Source organism: Alphaproteobacteria bacterium (genome assembly GCA_019746225.1).
Lineage (GTDB): Bacteria > Pseudomonadota > Alphaproteobacteria > Paracaedibacterales > VGCI01 > VGCI01.
This window is the reverse complement of record JAIESE010000033.1, coordinates 35,937-55,700: the sequence shown is the minus strand read 5'-3', so window position 1 is coordinate 55,700 and position 19,764 is coordinate 35,937. Positions and strand designations below refer to the sequence as shown.

Annotated in this window: 16 protein-coding genes and 1 pseudogene; 6 read left to right on the top strand and 11 right to left on the bottom strand. The window is 45.3% G+C overall.

Annotation, left to right across the window (positions count from 1 at the left end):
• From K2Y18_06010 to K2Y18_05960, 11 genes and pseudogenes are all read right to left on the bottom strand, one after another.
• Positions 1-129: F0F1 ATP synthase subunit epsilon (locus K2Y18_06010; protein ID MBX9805289.1), on the bottom strand; the 129-nt coding region annotated here is incomplete at its 3' end.
• A 3-nt stretch (positions 130-132) separates the two neighbouring features.
• Positions 133-558: pseudogene (locus K2Y18_06005) on the bottom strand (F0F1 ATP synthase subunit beta).
• A 134-nt stretch (positions 559-692) separates the two neighbouring features.
• The gene (locus K2Y18_06000) at positions 693-2,213 is read right to left on the bottom strand and encodes a leucine-rich repeat domain-containing protein (protein ID MBX9805288.1); all 1,521 of its coding nucleotides are present in this window, start codon (positions 2,211-2,213) and stop codon (positions 693-695) included.
• A 214-nt stretch (positions 2,214-2,427) separates the two neighbouring features.
• Complete coding sequence (gene atpC, locus K2Y18_05995) at positions 2,428-2,688, bottom strand: ATP synthase F1 subunit epsilon (protein MBX9805287.1); 261 nt, start codon at positions 2,686-2,688, stop codon at positions 2,428-2,430.
• Between the two features lie 3 nt (positions 2,689-2,691).
• Entirely contained in the window at positions 2,692-4,143 is a 1,452-nt protein-coding gene (atpD, locus tag K2Y18_05990) for a F0F1 ATP synthase subunit beta (GenBank protein ID MBX9805286.1), read from the bottom strand.
• A 1-nt stretch (position 4,144) separates the two neighbouring features.
• Complete coding sequence (locus K2Y18_05985) at positions 4,145-4,822, bottom strand: hypothetical protein (protein ID MBX9805285.1); 678 nt, start codon at positions 4,820-4,822, stop codon at positions 4,145-4,147.
• Between the two features lie 168 nt (positions 4,823-4,990).
• Complete coding sequence (gene atpG, locus K2Y18_05980) at positions 4,991-5,905, bottom strand: ATP synthase F1 subunit gamma (protein ID MBX9805284.1); 915 nt, start codon at positions 5,903-5,905, stop codon at positions 4,991-4,993.
• 21 nt (positions 5,906-5,926) lie between these two features.
• Positions 5,927-7,462 (bottom strand): F0F1 ATP synthase subunit alpha, encoded by a 1,536-nt coding sequence (atpA, locus tag K2Y18_05975; GenBank protein MBX9805283.1) that lies wholly within the window; start codon positions 7,460-7,462, stop codon positions 5,927-5,929.
• The gene (gene atpH, locus K2Y18_05970; GenBank protein MBX9805282.1) at positions 7,462-8,028 is read right to left on the bottom strand and encodes an ATP synthase F1 subunit delta; all 567 of its coding nucleotides are present in this window, start codon (positions 8,026-8,028) and stop codon (positions 7,462-7,464) included. Before atpH ends, atpA begins: the two co-directional genes overlap by 1 nt.
• A gap of 169 nt (positions 8,029-8,197) precedes the next feature.
• Positions 8,198-8,824 carry an ABC transporter substrate-binding protein gene (locus K2Y18_05965; protein ID MBX9805281.1) on the bottom strand — a complete coding sequence of 209 codons (627 nt, stop codon included), beginning with the start codon at positions 8,822-8,824 and terminating at the stop codon, positions 8,198-8,200.
• Positions 8,825-8,891: 67 nt separating this feature from the next.
• A complete protein-coding gene (locus K2Y18_05960) occupies positions 8,892-9,818 on the bottom strand; it encodes a VacJ family lipoprotein (GenBank protein ID MBX9805280.1) in 927 nt (308 codons plus the stop codon).
• A 424-nt stretch (positions 9,819-10,242) separates the two neighbouring features.
• Between K2Y18_05960 and dnaA the strand changes: the two genes are divergently transcribed.
• The 6 genes from dnaA to K2Y18_05930 all read left to right on the top strand — a co-directional run bounded on the left by dnaA (position 10,243) and on the right by K2Y18_05930 (position 19,455).
• Positions 10,243-11,655, top strand: coding sequence for a chromosomal replication initiator protein DnaA (gene dnaA / locus K2Y18_05955; GenBank protein ID MBX9805279.1), 1,413 nt, complete (start codon positions 10,243-10,245; stop codon positions 11,653-11,655).
• A gap of 5 nt (positions 11,656-11,660) precedes the next feature.
• Positions 11,661-12,782, top strand: a complete 1,122-nt coding sequence (dnaN, locus tag K2Y18_05950) for a DNA polymerase III subunit beta (protein MBX9805278.1) — start codon at positions 11,661-11,663, stop codon at positions 12,780-12,782.
• A 103-nt stretch (positions 12,783-12,885) separates the two neighbouring features.
• The gene (gene recF, locus K2Y18_05945) at positions 12,886-14,085 is read left to right on the top strand and encodes a DNA replication/repair protein RecF (protein ID MBX9805277.1); all 1,200 of its coding nucleotides are present in this window, start codon (positions 12,886-12,888) and stop codon (positions 14,083-14,085) included.
• A gap of 51 nt (positions 14,086-14,136) precedes the next feature.
• Positions 14,137-16,575 carry a DNA topoisomerase (ATP-hydrolyzing) subunit B gene (gene gyrB / locus K2Y18_05940; GenBank protein MBX9805276.1) on the top strand — a complete coding sequence of 813 codons (2,439 nt, stop codon included), beginning with the start codon at positions 14,137-14,139 and terminating at the stop codon, positions 16,573-16,575.
• 64 nt (positions 16,576-16,639) lie between these two features.
• Positions 16,640-18,757 (top strand): PBP1A family penicillin-binding protein, encoded by a 2,118-nt coding sequence (locus K2Y18_05935; protein ID MBX9805275.1) that lies wholly within the window; start codon positions 16,640-16,642, stop codon positions 18,755-18,757.
• Positions 18,758-18,768: 11 nt separating this feature from the next.
• The gene (locus K2Y18_05930) at positions 18,769-19,455 is read left to right on the top strand and encodes a queuosine precursor transporter (GenBank protein ID MBX9805274.1); all 687 of its coding nucleotides are present in this window, start codon (positions 18,769-18,771) and stop codon (positions 19,453-19,455) included.
• Positions 19,456-19,764 lie beyond the last annotated feature (309 nt).

The following is a 19,764-nucleotide window of genomic DNA, read 5'->3' as shown; positions in this document are numbered from 1 at the left end:
GCGCAACATGGTCATGAAAGGCGCATGGTGGTCAAGGACCCCAAATTCTCCTTTGGCGCCGGGGATAACGATCATCTTCACATCACCTGCAAAGACAACACCTTCTGGGGATATCAGGGATAGCTGCATCTTTTAAGCGCTCTCTTTCTCTATTTTCTTACCCTTTTCGACGGCTTCTTCAATGGTTCCAACCATATAAAAAGCGGATTCTGGCAAGTAGTCATAGTCACCCTCGACAATCCCCTTAAAGCCGGCAATCGTGTCCTTCAAGGGAACGAAAGCGCCTTTCATCCCGGTGAAGACTTCGGCGACGAAAAAGGGTTGAGACAAGAAGCGTTGGATCTTGCGGGCGACTGCATAATGTTCCTCGCCTACCGTATAGGGATCTAAGATTCGAGAGGTCGAATCCAGCGGGTCAAAGGCGGGAACATAAATGGCTTGAACGGATGTAATCGATCCACGGGTGGTCGTTGTGATGCGTTCTTGAAGAGTACCCATTTCCGTGGCCAATGTGGGCTGATATCCAACGGCGGATGGCATACGACCTAACAAGGCGTTTCTTTAGGTGTAACTGCTTAGACCAACGGATTAGACTCTTTCTTATACTAGCCTTTATTGCTCAGGCAACAAAATAGTTTCCAGTAATATAACACTGTCTGTCCACCCAAAGCAGCTCTTTAAAACTTCTTATTCTATGTTTGGCTTTTCTTCTGAGCCACCTTTGCCCTTCCTCGTTTCAAAATCTCTTTGCGAAGTTGCTTTGGATCAACATCCAATCCGGTGCATCCATAGAGGAAGACATCTCCAATGGACTCGACCTTCTGAAGCTTGCTCATATCCAGGGAGGTTAAGCCTGTGCAACCCATGAGGAATTGCCATCCAATGGACTCTACCTTCTGAAGCTTGCTCATATTCAGGGAGGTTAAGTTGGAGCAAGAAAGGAGGAAGTCATTTCCAATGGACTCTACCTTCTGAAGTCCGCTTGTATCCAGGGAAGTTAAGCCGGTGCACTGCATGAGGAATTCATCTCCAATAGACTTCACGTTCTGAAGTCCCCTCGTATCCAGGGAGGTTAAGTTGGGGCAATTCCTGAGGAATCCTTTTTCAATGGACTCTAAGTTCTGAAGTCCGGTCGTATCCAGGGAGGTTAAGTTGAGGCAACGCCCGAGGAAGGTATCTCCAATGGACTTCACGTTCCGAAGTCCGCTCGTATCCAGGGAGGTTAAGCCTGTGCACTCATGGAGGAATTCATTTCCAATTTCCGTACATAAGTGATCATTATCCACTAAACGGAGTTTGCCGACATTATCAGGCAATTGAGCAGTGTTTAAGGATAGAACACCCTCAGGTGCTTCTTTAATTTTAAGTATAATGCGATGAGGATGGTTTGCTAGTAACCCTTGTCTTTTCAACAATGCAAGCTGTCTTTGATTCACGATGATATTGTAAGGTTTGTCTTGGGTCAAAACTTCATCATGTTGAGTCACGCCAAAAGAATAGTATCGTTGGTGTTCACCCATCTTTCTTAGTTTCTCAATCAATCCTTCCCTATTAGCCTTAAAAAACCTGAGAAGAATGTCATTTTGGGCTTCATCTGTAGGTACTAAGTCGACACTCACATAGATTCCATGAACGGGAAGACAAGCTGCCAAATGATCCAAGGCATCAGGAAGATTCTCCCCTTTAGGAAGAGCGTGACCAAACAGGGCTTCATAGAGTTTAGGGGCAAGGCTTGACTTTTCTAACCCGACACGAAGACTGATTCTCCTTAGGCCAGGCACGTTCACAAGAACACTCTCTAAAGGGGATTCATGGGGCACAAAAAGAAATTGCTCTTCTTTTAATTTCTCTATGAAAGCCCTATGAAGCAAAGGATGCAGGGAGTGGCCATAGACAAGCTGGTTTAACCGCTTTTTTACCCAAGTATTTGTATTTGCAGCGCCCGGATTAACACAGTTGAGATGAGACTTAACACTTTTAATTGACCTTTCCGTTGCCGAGTGAACTAAAGCTTTCAATTCTAGTGATGCTTGTTGTAGGCGGCCTGAATCTTGAGAATTCAAATATTGATCTATCTTATCAAAGACTTCCCCTGGTACTTGGTTAAAAATTGTCTCATACGGCTTTTTCGCCTCTGATTTTTCAGCGCCATAGACACCGCCCACCAGTGGTAAGGCAACCAGGGTTGTCCATAAAAGTGATTGTTTAATCATAGATCGCATCTCCTTATTAAACAAATAATTATTTATTTGTTTGTTTGTTTATTGAAGTAATAAGAGCTGCCATAGTACAAATTTGTTTGTATTTATGGTCAGAATTTTTATTTTATAAGCGATACTTTATGTGATTTAATTTTCTTGTCAATACCGTATAAATACGGTACTTGGGGTGAGAGAAGGCTTTTGGTTCTGATTAATTAAGGGTCGTCTATTTGACAGCTGTTTCAACGGAATCTGCGAGGACAATGCACCCATCGGGTGTGACTTCGCAAAAGCCTCCGGAGATGGTGAAGACTTGGGACTTCTTGTCCTTTTTTTCATACAAGGTGACAGGTCCCTCGCGCAACATGGTCATGAAAGGCGCATGGTGGTCAAGGACCCCAAATTCTCCTTTGGCGCCGGGGATAACGATCATCTCCACATCACCTGCAAAGACGACTCCTTCTGGGGATATGAGGGATAGCTGCATCTTTTAAGCGCTCTCTTTCTCTATTTTTTTACCCTTTTCGACGGCTTCTTCAATCGTCCCAACCATATAAAAAGCGGATTCTGGCAAGTAGTCATAGTCACCCTCGACAATCCCTTTAAAGCCGGCAATCGTGTCCTTTAAGGGAACGAAAGAACCTTTCATCCCGGTGAAGACTTCGGCGACGAAAAAGGGTTGAGACAAGAAGCGTTGGATCTTGCGGGCGCGCGCAACCACGAGTTTGTCTTCCTCAGAGAGTTCATCCATTCCTAAAATGGCAATAATATCTTGAAGAGATTTATAGGACTGCAAAACCCTTTGGATTTCACGGGCGACCGCATAATGTTCCTCGCCTACCGTATAGGGATCTAAGATTCGAGAGGTCGAATCCAGCGGGTCAACGGCGGGATAAATGCCCAACTCTGCAATCTGTCGACTGAGGACGGTTGTTGCATCAAGGTGGGCAAAGGAGGTGGCAGGGGCAGGGTCCGTCAAGTCGTCGGCGGGAACATAAATGGCTTGAACGGAGGTAATTGACCCACGGGTGGTCGTTGTGATGCGCTCTTGAAGGCTGCCCATTTCCGTTGCCAGCGTGGGTTGATATCCCACGGCCGATGGCATCCGACCCAACAAGGCGGAGACTTCAGAACCAGCTTGAGTGAACCTGAAAATGTTGTCGACGAAGAACAAGACGTCTTTACCCTCTTCATCGCGGAAATATTCTGCAACCGTTAACCCTGAGAGGGCAACACGGGCACGAGCGCCAGGGGGCTCATTCATTTGCCCATAAACGAGGGCAGCTTTAGAGCCTTCGCCCTCCAAATTAATAACGCCAGATTCAATCATTTCACGATACAAATCGTTACCTTCGCGGGTTCTCTCCCCTACTCCGGCAAAGACAGAATAGCCGCCGTGGGCTTTGGCCACGTTGTTGATCAATTCCATAATCAAAACTGTTTTTCCAACACCCGCGCCGCCGAACAATCCAATTTTTCCACCCCGTGAATAGGGGGTAAGAAGATCAATAACTTTAATGCCCGTTACCAAAATTTCTGTTTCTGTTGATTGCTCAACAAAGGACGGGGCTTCTCGATGGATGGGCAGGACTTTAACGCCATTAATGGGCCCCCGATCGTCAATGGGCTCCCCAATCACATTCATAATACGCCCTAAGGTTTGGGGCCCCACTGGCACGGTGATGGGTTCTCCTGTATCGAATACTTCCTGTCCCCGAGTCATGCCATCCGTGGCATCCATAGCGATCGTTCTGACAAGGTTTTCACCCAAATGCTGGGCGACTTCCAAAACAAGAAGCTTACCCTGATGGGTGAGGTGAAGGGCATTCAAAATGGAGGGGATACGATCCGGAAAATGGACATCGATCACAGCACCCATCACTTGGGTCACTTTGCCGATATTCAATCCCCCGGCGATGGCTTTTAGTTTCTGTTTTGGCATGTCATTTTCCTTCTTTTTCAAGAACGGCCTTCAATTCTACATATGATTTTAGAAGCAAATCTTGAATGATCGTCCAGTCCTTATCCGTTAGGCCTCCAAACTCATCTTGGCATTTGTCCCGATACCGTGCAGCATCTGCTCGCAAATAAGCAGATCTTCCATACGTCTTGACATTCCCACCATAAATCAGGCCATAGGCTTCGGCCATAATATTTCCGACGTTGTCTGTACTGCGTTCGGCTTCGATACGGCGCGCAACCCACCAATCTAATTCCTTGATCGCTGCTTGTTTTGTGTCGAAAGAATTATAGGGAGATATCTTTTTAACATCTTCAAAAGCTTGTACGACCAAAGGTAATATTTTTTGGGTATATTCCTCTTTTGTCGAAGTTTGCGGCATTTGACCAAAGACGAGCATCGCCTTTAGAAAAGAAGGAACAGCGGATGTACCATCCGACACAGCAAAAGCTTGCTCAATCATTGGCTTAAAGTTCTTAGAGGCGAGAGCTACTTTTTCTTCTTGAGGCATCGTCTTATGATAGTAAAGTTTCCAGATGTCCGTTTCACATGTAGCTATTAATGTTGGGTCCATAGGTTTTCTCTTCTCGTCCATTGATTGACCTTTCTCCATAAGCCCGATAAAGGCGAGGAGTGTGACAAATATTTTTACTAATTTCATTTTCTGTTCCTACTTCTGCTTTCCCATTTATCCGTCTGTATTCTCACCTCTCCCCTTGTGGGAGCTACGGGGGTTCGTTTCAGATATATTATCCTATCTATCCAGTTACGTCACTTCGCTCCTCGCAAGACTGAATATATTTACAATGTTCAACCTGATCTCCATCTCTCACATCGCTTCTGCCGCTGAAATGATCTCGATCAGCTCTTTGGTAATATAAGCTTGACGCGTTTGATGATAGGTGCGCGCCAGCTTTTGAATCATCTCTTGCGCATTGCGGGTGGCGTTATCCATCGCTGTCATGCGCGCACCTTGTTCGCTGGCATTGTTTTCAAGGAAGACATGATAAAGCTCAACGGCAATATAACGAGGCAAAAGATATTCTAACAAGGAATCGATGTTGGGTTCATATTCATAAAGGGCGTTTTTAAGGGATCCCGAATCAAAAATCACCGGGCCTTCTTTCCATGTGGCCGGAAAGGGGATGATGTAATCATGAGCAACAGTTTGGGTCAAAGCCGAATGAAACACGGTGAAGAGAATGGACGCTTGTCCAAAAATTTTGTCTTGGAGCATGGTTTGAAGCTTGGTTGAAAATTCTAACGCATCTGAGAAGCTTTCGGTGCTTTTGCCCTCTCCTGTTTTGTGACCATGGACGACAGTCTCGATAATGAGATGTCCAAAGTCAGAGCGCAACAACGCTTGCCCTTTTCGTCCCAAACAAAAGATTTTAACTTCTTTTCCCTCACTTTGAAGTTTACGAATAACGGACTTTGCTTCACGGACAATGGCGCCATTAAACCCGCCACACAATCCTCGATCCGTGGTAACAACAACCAGCAAGTGGACGGGGAGATTTTCATGGCCGGTGAGCAGAAGCGGTTCTTTGGCAAGATCTGATCGGCTTTTCATTAATAAATGGCTCACCATTTCATGCATGGCGCTATAATAATCGCGCACCGCTTCCACGCGCTCTTGGGACCGACGCAAGCGTGCGGCTGCCACCATCTTCATCGCAGACGTAATCTTTTGCGTTGATTTCACGCTTCGGATGCGGGTTCGTAATTGCTTTAAGCTGGACATAAAGATCCTTCTACGATTGTCTTAACGCGCAGTGAATGAAGCGCAGAAGCTGGTCAGGAACTTGGCCAAGCTCTTCTCCGTTTCCTCACTCAAAGTCCCTTTGGTTCGAATATCTTCAAAAATCTCTGGTTGATTAAGGCGCAAGACTTCCAGGTATTCGAGCTCAAACTCCAAAATATCTTTCACAGGGATAGTATCCAAATATCCTTTGACGCCAGAGAAGAGGGAGATGACTTGTTCTTCCATACTTAACGGGGAATATTGTCCTTGTTTCAGTAACTCTGTGAGGCGCTCTCCACGGCTGAGCAACTTTTGAGTTGATGCATCTAGATCTGAAGAAAACTGCGAAAACGCAGCCATTTCACGGTACTGCGCAAGTTCAAGTTTAATGTGTCCTGCGACTTGTTTCATGGCTTTCTTTTGGGCAGCAGACCCAACGCGACTCACAGACAACCCAACGTTAATCGCGGGGCGAATACCTTTATAGAACAGCTCAGTTTCCAGAAAGATTTGACCATCCGTAATGGATATTATGTTCGTTGGAATATAGGCAGAAACATCGCCTGCTTGGGTTTCAACAATGGGAAGAGCCGTCAAAGAACCACCCCCTAATGGCGTATCTAATTTTGCGGCGCGCTCCAGCAACCTTGAGTGAAGATAAAATACATCACCTGGGTAGGCTTCTCGTCCAGGAGGACGGCGCAGCAGCAAGGACATTTGGCGATAAGCCACTGCATGCTTGGATAAATCATCATATATAATGAGGGCGTGCATTCCATTATCGCGGAAATATTCTCCCATGGTACAGCCTGTATAAGGGGCAAGATATTGCATGGGCGCCGGATCTGAGGCGGTTGCCGCCACCACAATCGTATAGTCCAAGGCCCCATTTTCCTCGAGTGTCTTGACGATTCGCGCGACAGAGGAGCGCTTTTGTCCAATGGCTACGTATATGCAATAGAGTTTTTGAGATTCATCTTTCCCTTGGTTGATCCCTTTTTGATTGATGATGGCATCTAAAGCTATGGCTGTTTTTCCTGTTTGGCGATCCCCAATAATAAGCTCACGCTGTCCCCGTCCAATAGGAACGAGGGTATCAATGGCTTTGATTCCCGTTTGCATCGGTTCAGATACGGATTGACGGGCAATAATTCCAGGGGCTTTGACTTCAACTTTTGATTGGGTGACGTTCTTTAAGGCACCCTTACCATCGATAGGATTGCCCAAGCCATCAACAACACGTCCTAAAAGGCCTTTCCCTGTAGGAACTTCCACAATAGTTTGAGTTCGCTTTACTTGATCCCCTTCTTTAATTTCTTGGTCACTGCCAAAGATAACAACGCCGACATTATCCGTAGCTAAGTTGAGAGCCATTCCCTTCGTGCCATTAGAAAAGGTAACCAGCTCTCCCGCCTGGATATTTTCTAGGCCATGGACGCGGGCAATGCCATCTCCTACGGCTACAACCGTGCCGCTTTCGGCGATATCCGCTTTGGGATCAAAATTCTTAATCTGTTGTTTTAAAATGGCGGAGATTTCCGCTGCCCTCAGTTCCATTAAGCGTTTCCTTTCATCACTGTGGCGAGTTGATTGAGTTGTGTGGCTAATGTTGCGTCAATGACCCTTGACCCAATGCGAACCATAATACCTCCCAGAACCTTTGGGTCCGTAATAAAAGTTAAAATGAGATCACCTGAAGCAACTTTATTTAAGTTTTCCTTCAACAATTTACTTTGAACTTTCGTCAAGGGATAAGCTGAGATCACCTCAATCTTTTGCTCACTTTTGGCATGAGAAGTTAAATTTTCATAGATTTGTCGAATCTTGTCTAAATAGGAAATCCGTGAGGCATTGACCAGCAATCCCGCAAAAGATTGCACCATCTCAGGCGTCTTCATCTGGACACAAATTTCTTTGAGAGCCGCTTCCTGGTCTTCACTTTTAATTGTGGGGTTTTCTAAAATGAGCTTTAAATCGGGTGAAGAGTGAATGAGCATGGATAAATCAGCTAGTGCAGAACCCACATCATCAACTTGTTTATTTTCTTTGGCAAGGTCAAACAGGGCCTTAGCATACCGCCCGGGCAGTGAGGTCAAGATACCAGATGTTACTGCATTTTTCATAATCAACGAACCAAGCTCAATATTAGGCAATTTCTTCTTGGATTTTGGCGAAGATCATTGCCAGATCATGTTGATGTTCTGTCCCTTATAGTGGCGCTTCTGGCGGGAAATTTCTAGAGGGTTATTTCTGTCTGTTTCGAAGGGTAAAGCAATTTAGGAATAAATCACTTTACTCATCATCTGTGTCATCTGAAGATGGCGCTTTTCTCTTGCGTGAAGCACTCACAGAACCCCCTTCAAGAGTGTTCAGGAATGTTTCAATGTCTCCATTATTCTGTTGAACGAGAGAGCTATACTCATCCCGAATGGTGATGCTCATGCTGACCCCTTCAACTTTGACGTCAAGTATTTTTCCACCCTTTACACGCCAGTCAACAGGGGTAAGGGGTCCGCCGGGTTTTTGAATGGTGCTTGATACAATCACATGTTTGCCTTCAGCGCGGGCGTCTTTAATTTTGAAGACAACACCTCGATATTCTTGAAACCTGTTTGCATAGGATTTTTTCAATCGGTTTTCAAATAGGGGGATAAAACGAGACTGTTGATCTGGGGACATGCGGCTCCAATAACGTCCCATGACGAACCGACCAATGGATTGGACAGCAAATCCTTCTTCTAAAAGAGATTGAAAGCTGGATTCCAGTTGGCTTTGGGAAGCACCAGGCTTTGTTAGAGATTCAATAGCTCGTCGACCTAAATCCTCAATAAAACTCCTTGCGGCATCTGTGCCCTGGATAGGATTTAGTTGAGCGAAGAATACGATTGTGGCGAATAAATAAACAAATCTCTTTAACATAAATCCCCTCGTTCTAAATCGAAATAATCTCTTAGAACAAGAATACAAAAAAGAAATTAACAAACCGTTATGATGTGCTTGATTTCTCCTCAGTTTTAGCTGCTCCGGGAGTATCCCATGATTTTAATTTTTCAGCCATATAGGCTTGTCTTTGGAAGTAAATGCTTCGCATTGTAACATAATAATCGAGAGAGCCATCCTTAATATTTTTGATTGTTTCGATTACTTTCTCTCGTTCACTCACTATAGCGATTCCATATCGAACGGTCAACAAGTAACGCTCATCCCGATGTTGAGAACTGGTGAAGAACCAGTTGAGCGGATCAGCATAGTAATCCCCAACAAAACCAGCGGTTCCGCGGAATGAGGATGGGCCAATGAGCGGAAGCACAAGATAAGGACCCGTATCAAGCCCCCATTTTGTTAAGGTTTCATTGAAGCCTGTATCGTACCTCGAGAAACCTAATTCTGAGGAGAGATCTATAGTACCAAGGACGCCAAGTGTAGAATTCACTAAGAATCGAAACAAGGTCACCGTTGCGCGTTCGGGACTTCCCTGAAGCACATGATTGACAAAGACGATGGGTGAGTAACTGTTATCGAGAATATTCGTGACACCTTTCCGAACAGGCTCTGGCATGATCGCTCGGTAAATTTCTGCCACAGGGCGAAGAATAGCTATATCAAGAAAGTCATTTATCCCAAAAACGACTCGATTGAGGGGTTCGAGAGGGTCATTTGGCCCTTCTTCTTCCATAAAGGTTTCCTCAGCAGCTTCTGGTGCGGCCTCTTTTTCGCCAGGTACTGCTTTCGGTTCTTCCTTCTTAGGTTCAGGCTTTGGGGTGGTTTCTGGCTTGGGGGTGCTTGGCTCAGAACTACCTTGAGAGGATGGTAATGCTTCTTTTAACACGCCAGCCAATGATGGCATTACAGAAATCATCAGAGTCAAGGTTGTGACTGCAAAAAATCGATACTTAAGAGAAGTTGAGTGCATTATCTATAAAGTCCCAGCTTAAATTGCTCCCATTCACTCTTGACTTTACCTTCAGTTCCATCAGATTTCACTTAAAAAATTCGTCTCCTTGAGGACTTTTGAAGCCCATCGATCGAATGCTTTGAAAAATAACAAAAGTTTTTTAAAGATTTAATAAAAATTAGCGATAAATAAGGCGTAAAATTGCTGTATCTTCTCAATTTTCTTCCTAACATTAACCATCCTGGCGAAAACTTGTTCTCCGTATTGGCTATAATCCAGGAACTTTTGGTTTGTTTTGTAAAAAGTTACTTTTCCCATTGGTTTTAAGCGACAGATCAGGTAAAAATAGGGGGTGTACCGTTGAGGGAAGTTTTCTTCTCTCATTTAGCAGTTTCCTTCGTGAATCGATTTCATTTTAGAGTTAGGGACCCTTGTGACAGCGCTGGCATTTACAGAACCTTCAAAACCCCACCAACCGACCGAGTTGACCCTTCAATGGGAACAGGTACGCGAGACATTGCGCGGGGAACTTGGAGAGGCCATGTTTAAAAGCTGGTTGAAGCCTTTATTCGTGACGGAAGTTATTGGCAGCATCGTTCGTATTGCGGCGCCCACGAGATTTATACGGGATTGGGTTGCTTCACATTACGCGGATCGCATACGCGTCGTCTGGCAAGCTCTAAACCCCACTATTGCCAAAATAGAAGTGATTGTAGAGGTAGCATCACCTCCATTGACTCCAGCTGCTCCTCAAACGGCTCCAGACGTTCCTCAAGACCACAAGAGAGCACCTTCTCTCGATGAAGAGATCATTGGCATTGACCGTGATGTCTTAGGCGCTGCCCTTGATCCCCGATTTACCTTTGATAATTTTGTGGTGGGTAAACCCAATGAGCTTGCCTATGCGGCGGCGTTACGGGTGGCCGAGTCCCAGACGGCTCAGTTTAATCCTCTGTTTTTATATGGGGGAGTTGGTTTAGGTAAAACCCATTTGATGCATGCCATTGCTTGGCATATTAAAACCCATCATCCCAAACGTCGTGTCATTTACTTATCTGCTGAAAAGTTTATGTACCAGTTTATCAGGGCGTTGCGCTATAAGGACACGGTTTCATTTAAAGAGCAATTTCGCTCCGTTGACGTCCTCATGATTGACGATGTCCAATTTATTAGTGGCAAAGAGACGACGCAAGAAGAATTTTTCCATACTTTCAATGCGCTGGTTGATCAAAACCACCAAATCATTATATCAGCCGACAAGTCTCCTTCGGACTTAGAAGGCATGGAAGAGCGATTAAAATCCCGACTTGGTTGGGGGCTTGTTGCTGATATTCACCCCACAACCTATGAATTGCGTCTAGGAATCTTACATGCGAAAGCCGATACCTTGAATATTCCCATCCCCAAGGATGTGATGGAGTTTTTAGCACGTAAGATTAGTTCCAACATTCGCGAACTCGAGGGAGCCTTAAATCGCATTGTTGCCCATGCAACGCTCGTTGGGCGCGAAATAACATTAGAGACAACACACGAAGTTTTGCGCGATCTCTTAAAAGCCAATGACCGACGGGTGACCATTGAGGATATTCAAAAGCGCGTTGCGGAATATTATGGGATTAAAATTTCCGACATGCAATCTGCAAGGCGCTCTCAAAATGTTGCCCGTCCTCGCCAAGTTGCTATGTATTTAGCGAAGGCCCTGACGTCGCGATCCTTGCCAGAAATTGGTCGTAAATTCGGAGGACGCGATCACACAACGGTCTTGCATGCTGTTCGCAAAGTCGAAGAAGTTAGAACCCAAGATCGAGAATTCTCAGAAGATCTCGATATTTTACGTCGTACATTGGAGGTATAAAAGTTATGAAGTTAGCCATTGATCGGTCTGCGTTTTTGAAAGCTCTTTCTCATGGTCAAAGCGTGGTTGAACGCCGAACCACTGTTCCCATCTTAAGTAATGTTCTTTTGAATGCAACGCCCATGGGTTTGAGCCTCATCACAACCGATACGGATCTTGCGCTTATTGAAACCGTTTCGGCAATTGTAACAGAGCCTGGGTCAACGACCGTTTCTGCTCAAATGCTGTTTGACATTGTGCGTAAACTTCCCGAAGGGTCGACTGTGGAGTTAACCCTTGTTCCGGAAACAGGCCAACTAAACCTCAAAGGGGGACGGTCCCGTTTCAACCTCTCGTGCTTGCCTGCAGAGGATTTTCCTCAGCTAACACAAGGGGAGCTTCCCGTTCATTTTTCCCTGCCGATCGCGATATTTAAGAAACTCTTAGATCGTGCGAAATTTGCAATGTCTACGGAAGAAACGCGATATTATTTGAACGGCATTCACCTCCACACGTTGGAGCGGGGGGGACAGAAAATCTTGAGGTCTGTTGCAACAGATGCCCATCGTTTGGCTTATATTGAAGTGCCTTTGCCTGAAGGAGCAGAAAATATGCCGGGCATTATCATTGGCCGTAAAACCATTGTGGAAGTTCGTAAACTTGTTGATGAAACTACGACGGAAGTGAGTATTTCATTATCTCCTACTCGAATTGAATTTGCCTTTGAGAATGCCGTATTAAGTTCCCGACTGATTGATGCAACTTATCCGGAATATGAAAAGGCCATTCCCATTGGGAATGATAAGACAGCCATCGTTGACGCCAAGGCATTTGCAGCAGCTGTAGATCGTGTAGCCACAGTTTCTAATGATAAGGTCCGGGCCATTAAGGTTAATTTGAGCAACAATATGCTCACCCTTTCTGCAGCGAGTCATGATTTGGGGAATGCTATGGAAGAAATGACTATAGATTTTCCGCACGATACCCCAATTGAAATCGGCTTTAATGCGCGGTATTTATTGGATATTGCACAACAAATTGATGAAGATGAAGCGCAAGTGATTCTCGCAAATGGCGACGCACCAGCAATTATCAAGGGAATAACAGATAAAGAGGCTACTTACGTTCTTATGCCTATGCGGGTGTAATGAAAACAGTTAAGGGGTTATAAGTGGGGCGAAGAAGCAGGAAATGGTTGAAAATTTAAAGAGCTATTCTCCTGCCGCAATGGATCATCAACCTACTTTCTGGATGGGTTTGTCACGACTTGTTTTGCACCAGTTTCGTAACTATCAAGAACTGGACTTATCTCTTAAAGGCGGTCCAATTATTTTAACTGGACCCAATGGGGCAGGAAAGACGAATATACTGGAAGCCATTTCTTTTTTGTCGCCAGGCAGGGGTTTGCGCAGCATTAAATTGTCCCAAGTGACGAACTTGAGGAGTCAAAATAGGGATGCTGAAAGAGCTCCAGCATGGGCTATTTCTGCTACTGTGAACACAAATGTAGGCCCCGTCCAATTAGGAACCGGTTTGGATTATACAACGACTGGAAATGAAAGGCGCTTGATTAAAGTAAATGGGCAGCCAGCAAAAAACCAAGCCTCTCTTACCGATTGGATTAGCGTGATCTGGGTAACACCTCAAATGGATCGCCTGTTTCTGGAGGGTGCTTCTACCCGTCGCAAGTTCATTGATCGGCTTGTTTTTGCCCTTGATCCAACCCATGCGACACGGATTCATCGTTATGATCATCATTTGCGGGAGCGGGCCCATTTGCTGCGTGAAGGCCGTTATGATCCGTTATGGGTATCTACTCTTGAGCGGCACTTGGCAGAAGACGGGGTTGCTATCGTCGTTGCACGCCACCAGGTTGTAAAGAGCCTGGAAGAAGCTCAGCGCCAAGATAAGACCTATCCATTTCCGCAATTTCATGCCCAAATGACCGGGGAAGTGGAAGTATGGCTAGAAAACCAGCCTGCTCTGGCAGTGGAGGACACATATGCGGAAAAGCTAAATCTCTGTCGTCGACATGATGGAGAGACCGGCGGAGCAAGTATTGGTCCTCATCGAAGTGATTTTCAAGTCCACCATCTTGCCAAACAGCTTCCTGCAGAGCTATGCTCCACAGGAGAGCAGAAGATGTTACTTCTTGCTGTGACTTTGGCTTTTGCAAGAGTTCAGGAAGAGCATCGGACCTGCCCAGCTATTTTGTTATTAGACGACGTTGCAGCACACTTGGATGACCGGCATCGGCTGACTTTATTCCAAGAAATATGCAGCTCAACGATGGAATCTTCCTCAGGGAGTTCTTTGGGGAGCTTAAAGGAAGATTCAAGAGGGCCTTTTCAAGTTTGGATGACCGGGACTGATAAATCCACTTTCCAAGGTCTGAACAGTCAGGCACAATTTCTGACAGTTCATAATGCAACTTTAACGAATGATTTTTAGGTGTATAATCAAAGAACAGCTATTTAATGCAATTGGGGAATGAAAAGCAAAATGACGACAAATTCTGACTTGGAAAAAAATGGTTCTGACGACTACACTTCTGAATCCATTAAGGTTTTAAAAGGCCTTGATGCGGTGCGTAAACGCCCCGGAATGTATATTGGTGACACAGATGATGGCACCGGGCTTCACCATATGGTCTACGAAGTTGTTGACAATTCGATAGATGAAACCTTAGCTGGCCATTGCGACCGCATTGAAGTGATCATTAATGAAGGTGAGTCTATAACCGTTCGAGATAATGGTCGTGGCATTCCCGTCGATATTCATGCGGAAGAAGGCATATCAGCTGCTGAAGTGATCATGACCCAACTGCATGCTGGCGGCAAGTTTGATCAAAACTCCTACAAGGTTTCAGGCGGGCTTCATGGCGTGGGTGTTTCCGTGGTTAATGCTTTGTCAGAGTTTTTGGAATTGCGAATTTGGCGCAATGGTAAAGAGCATTTAATCCGGTTTACTCATGGGGTAGCAGAGGCCCCTCTTCAAGTTGTTGGTGATTCAAACGGAAAAACAGGTACCGAGATCCGTTTTCTGCCGTCTAAAGAGACTTTTACGCAAACACTTTTTGATCGCGCTACCATTGAACACCGCTTGCGTGAACTCGCATTCTTGAATTCTGGTGTCAATATTATATTAAAAGATGAACGGGAAGAATCCCTATATGAAACGGTTTTACATTATGAGGGCGGCATTACCGAATTTGTAAGGTATCTCGATAAAGCAAAGAATCCTTTGCTTCCCGCACCAATTAGCATTTCAAAATCTCAAGGAGACATCACGGTTGAGTTGTCCATGGAATGGACGGACAGTTACCATGAAACAACCTTGTGTTTTACAAACAATATTCCGCAACGAGATGGGGGTACCCACTTAGCTGGATTGCGTGGGGGATTAACACGCATGGTTGGCAACTTTGTCGCATCCAGCCCTCAAGGAAAAAAAGAGAAATTTACCTTCACAGGGGAAGACGTCAGAGAAGGCCTCACATGCGTTTTATCTGTCAAAGTTCCTGAACCAAAGTTTTCTTCACAGACGAAGGATAAGCTCGTCTCCTCCGAAGTTCGCCCTGTGGTGGAAAGCGTGGTATCTGAGGCAATGGAACAATGGTTCGAGGAGAATCCAGCTCACGCAAAAGTCATTATTGCTAAGGTATTAGAAGCCGCAACCGCTCGTGAAGCAGCGCGGCGTGCTCGTGAATTAACGCGACGCAAGGGCGTGCTAGATATGGCTTCCCTGCCTGGAAAACTTGCGGATTGTCAAGAAAAAGACCCGGCTAAGAGCGAAATCTTCCTTGTTGAGGGAGACTCCGCAGGCGGATCAGCAAAGCAGGGGCGCGAACGATCTTTCCAAGCCATTTTGCCCCTCAAGGGTAAGATTTTGAACGTAGAACGAGCCCGCTTTGATAAAATGCTCGCTTCTGTTGAAATTGGCACGCTCATTACAGCTTTGGGCACGGGCATTGGGCCGGAAGACTTTTCTCCGGATAAGGCTCGTTATCATAAAATCATTATCATGACAGACGCGGACGTTGATGGAAGTCACATCCGTACGCTTCTTCTGACCTTCTTCTATCGTCAAATGCGTCCCCTGATTGAGCGGGGCTATCTGTACATTGCTCAGCCCCCTCTTTATAAAGTTAAGCGGGGCCAGTCAGAAGTTTATTTGAAAGATGAACGGGCCATGGAAATGTATCTTTTAGATGCGGCGGTGGAAGAGTCTAGACTTACCCTTGCCAATGGCTCCCCCATTGCAGGCCAAGATTTGCGCCACTTAGCTGACCTTGTTTTGAGAGCGCGTCATGGCTTTTCAGGTTTGACACGGCGTGTGAATAATATCAGCCTTATGGAGCAAGCATTTTTGGCGGGTTACTTCCAAGATCCCTCCATGGATTTAGGTCCTCTTACCCTCCTTTTAAATCAAGCAGATCAAGCCGTTCGTTTGGGTGGAGCGACTGCAAAGAAACCAACATGGTCGTTGGAACGGGCTGAAAATGGCGATGTCATAGCGACCTATACTTTGGCAGGTGTTTCTGAATCCTGGCGTTTAGATGAGGGGTTGACAACGTCCCCAGAGATTAAAGCTTTGCATGGACTTCTTCCAAGTTTACGGGAGTTCTTTGCGGCGCCGGCTACTTTTGAGTCAAAGGATAAGAAAGTGGTTATCACAGGCCCAACCGGCCTCGCTGAGGCCTTCTTGGAATTAGGCCGCAAAGGGTTAACATTAAGTCGGTACAAAGGATTGGGTGAAATGAACCCTGACCAATTGTGGCAGACAACACTCGATCCTGAGGCACGGACACTTCTCCAGGTTAAATTAACTCACTTAGAAGAAGCCGAAGAGATTTTCTCGACGTTGATGGGAGACGTCGTTGAGCCTCGTCGAGATTTTATTCAAAGCAATGCCTTAAAAGTTGTCAATTTAGATGCTTAATGATATATAAACGAATATTGTTCTAAATAATTATAATATATAGAATTTTACATTAAGGTAAATTGTGGCGAGACAACCTTCTACTCTGTTTGGTTTTGAACGTCCCACCCTATCGTGGGGAGAGGGGGAGTCTCATTCTCATGATTCTGGCAAACCAAAGCGTAAATCAGGTGGCCGGGGTGGTGGTGGCCGGAAACCGCCCTCCAAAAAGCGCCGTAAAGTTTCAATAAAATGGGTCATATTTCGTCTCATGTTGACCATGGGCATTTGGATCATGTGCTTAGGGGGCCTCGGCATTCTTTGGTTCAGTTATGACTTACCTGACATAGGTCGTCTTCAAACAACAGCACGACGTCCAAGTGTTACTATTATGACGCAAGACGGAACGGTGATCGGAACTTATGGCGATCTCTATGAGGACATGATTCGTGTTCAAGAGCTTTCGCCCTACATTCCCCAAGCCCTTATGGCCATTGAGGATCGTCGCTTTTATAGTCACTTTGGTGTCGATGTTATTGGTTTGGTTCGGGCAGCTTATACGAACTATCGTGCGGATCGTGTTGTTCAAGGTGGCTCTACGATCACACAGCAGTTGGCCAAGAATTTCCTGATGACACAAGGCATGTATAATACCAACGATCGTTCCTTGCGTCGGAAAATTCAGGAAGCCATCATGGCCGTATGGCTAGAGTGGCACTTCACAAAAGATCAGATAATGACGATATATCTGAATCGCGTCTATTTTGGAGCCGGCACCTATGGGGTGGATGCCGCTGCCCACAAGTATTTTAAAAAATCGGCTCGTCAGCTGACTGTTTACGAGGCCGCTGTCATAGCGGGCCTGCTCAAAGCACCCTCTCGATACTCTCCAACAGCCCATCCTGAGCGCTCTCGAGCTCGCGCAAAAGTCGTTCTCGACCAAATGCAAGAGGCTGGTTACATACGTTCTGCAGATGAATATATGCGTCAAGCGGATGCTCATATGGCAGAAACGGCTAAGTCGGGGAAGGGATATCAATTCTTTGCTGACTGGGTTTACGATTCGATTTCCAACTACGTGACCATCTTGGATAAGGATTTGGTAGTGGTGACCACCCTTAATTTGCCCATGCAACAGAAAGCGGAAGAATCTGCTATTAACTTGCTTGAAGACATGGGGAAAGAGTTGAAAACCAGCGAAATCGCTATGGTTGTGATGACCCCAAATGGTGCGGTTCAGGCGATGGTGGGTGGTAAAAGTTATCAAGGGAGCCAATTTAACAGGGTAACGCAAGCTTTAAGACAATCTGGATCCTCTTGGAAAATGTTTGTATATCTTGCTGCTCTCGAATATGGAATGAGCCCAGAGACCCGCGTTTCCGATGAACCCGTTACGATTGGACCTTGGACCGCTAAAAACTTTGGCAAACATCAATATCGCTATTTAGAAGGGGAAGACTATAGCCTTAAAGAGGCTTTAGCAAAGTCTATCAACACCTGTACGATTCGCATTGCCCAACAAATTGGAACAAAGCGCATTATTGAAGTTGCCAGGCGATTGGGAATTAACGGCAGAATTGTTCCAGACCTCAGCATGGCCATTGGGACCACGGAAGTGACCCTTCTAGACCTCACAGCTGCCTTTGCAACTTTTGCGAATAATGGGAATAGTGTATGGCCCTATGGAATTTTGCTGATTAAAGACAAGGCTGGAATGATCCTTTATCAGCGCCAAGCGGAAGTCGGCAGCCCTGTGGTTGATGCCAAGTATGTCCGTCAAATGAATGAAATGCTCACCGGCGTGGTTAACAATGGTACAGGACGTGGGGCGAAGATGTCCTTTCCCGTTGCTGGAAAAACCGGCAGTAACGGTGACTTAGATGCCAACTTTATTGGGTACACCCCCGATCTTGTCGCTGGCGTTTGGACAGGAAATGATAACAACGCCCTTATGGCTAAAAAATCAACGGGGGCACGTTTGCCCTTGAAAGTTTGGTCGAGATTCATGAAGTCTGTTTATGGGGAAGAAGGTAAACCGGAAGGGGAGCTCACCGTCGATAATGCTGATACTGAGACGGAAGAGACGGACAGCCGCGTTGAGTATGATGAAATCTCTGAAGATGGGCTTATTGCACCGGCCCCAATCCCTAACGTTGAGTCTGAGGATGAATTTGAACGATTGGTGAACCAAGTCGCTGGATAAGGTGAATGATGATGTCTGCTTCGGATAAAACCTACACAACGCTATGTGCTCTCTTTTCCGTGCTTGTTGTCATGAGCAACTTGATATACCAAAAGTTCGTTCATATTCCCTTCACAAGCCTGGAGTTATCCGCCGGGACCGTGTTATATCCCCTAAGCTTCTTGGTGACTGCCCTTGTTACAGAATTCTTTGGCAAGGATAGAGCCCGATATTCCGTCAAGCTTGCAATTGGCATGAGTCTATTTATTGCGGTTGCGATTGCGTTTATGGATGCGCTGCCTGCCACGTCCTGGTCCAAAATTGATAATCATACCTTTAACAAGGTATTTGGCCTTTACAATGTGGCGTTTATTGGATCTCTTATGGCCTGTTACATCACTCAAGTTTTTGATATATATGTTTATTTATGGGTTCGAAAGCTCACGGGCGACAAATGGTTGTGGCTTCGAAACAATACCTCCACAGCGATTTCATTGTTGTTGGATACGACCATTGTCATCAGTTTCATGAGTTTCTTTGGTGTTCTCCCCATTGAACGTATGGGCGCGCTCATTGGCAACTCTTTCCTATTCAAGCTTTTCTTCACCCTGTGCAGCACACCTTTGTTTTATGGTGGCTATTACCTCATTCAATATGTGTTGGGAAGTGACCATAAGCCGAATGAGTTGGATAAGGCTATCGAAACAGCTGTTGCGTGAAGTTATAATGGGAAAATACAACTCACCCGCCATCTGCTTTCAAAGCTAATAAAATCATGGACAAGCAGGCTTGATATAAATGAGTCCCATAAACACACAATTATGAGACTCATTTATATCAAGCCTGCTAAAACAGGTTTTTTCAAATTTTAAAACCCCTGAAAATGCCTTTTTCTTAAAAAGAACAAACAAAATCCTCCATTTTTCGCAAATAAATCTAAATTAATATCTATGTAAATAGCCATATAAATATAAAATTTCATAATAAATAGAAAAATTAGAAAACGATATATTGATTTATAAATAATT

Excerpts from the sequence above, each read along its gene's own strand:
- K2Y18_06000 (MBX9805288.1), bottom strand. The coding sequence starts at position 2,213 with ATGATTAAACAATCACTTTTATGGACAACCCTGGTTGCCTTACCACTG.
- atpC (MBX9805287.1), bottom strand. The coding sequence starts at position 2,688 with ATGCAGCTATCCCTCATATCCCCAGAAGGAGTCGTCTTTGCAGGTGAT.
- atpD (MBX9805286.1), bottom strand. The coding sequence starts at position 4,143 with ATGCCAAAACAGAAACTAAAAGCCATCGCCGGGGGATTGAATATCGGC.
- K2Y18_05985 (MBX9805285.1), bottom strand. The coding sequence starts at position 4,822 with ATGAAATTAGTAAAAATATTTGTCACACTCCTCGCCTTTATCGGGCTT.
- atpG (MBX9805284.1), bottom strand. The coding sequence starts at position 5,905 with ATGTCCAGCTTAAAGCAATTACGAACCCGCATCCGAAGCGTGAAATCA.
- atpA (MBX9805283.1), bottom strand. The coding sequence starts at position 7,462 with ATGGAACTGAGGGCAGCGGAAATCTCCGCCATTTTAAAACAACAGATT.
- atpH (MBX9805282.1), bottom strand. The coding sequence starts at position 8,028 with ATGAAAAATGCAGTAACATCTGGTATCTTGACCTCACTGCCCGGGCGG.
- K2Y18_05965 (MBX9805281.1), bottom strand. The coding sequence starts at position 8,824 with ATGTTAAAGAGATTTGTTTATTTATTCGCCACAATCGTATTCTTCGCT.
- K2Y18_05960 (MBX9805280.1), bottom strand. The coding sequence starts at position 9,818 with ATGCACTCAACTTCTCTTAAGTATCGATTTTTTGCAGTCACAACCTTG.
- dnaN (MBX9805278.1), top strand. The coding sequence starts at position 11,661 with ATGAAGTTAGCCATTGATCGGTCTGCGTTTTTGAAAGCTCTTTCTCAT.
- recF (MBX9805277.1), top strand. The coding sequence starts at position 12,886 with ATGGGTTTGTCACGACTTGTTTTGCACCAGTTTCGTAACTATCAAGAA.
- gyrB (MBX9805276.1), top strand. The coding sequence starts at position 14,137 with ATGACGACAAATTCTGACTTGGAAAAAAATGGTTCTGACGACTACACT.
- K2Y18_05930 (MBX9805274.1), top strand. The coding sequence starts at position 18,769 with ATGTCTGCTTCGGATAAAACCTACACAACGCTATGTGCTCTCTTTTCC.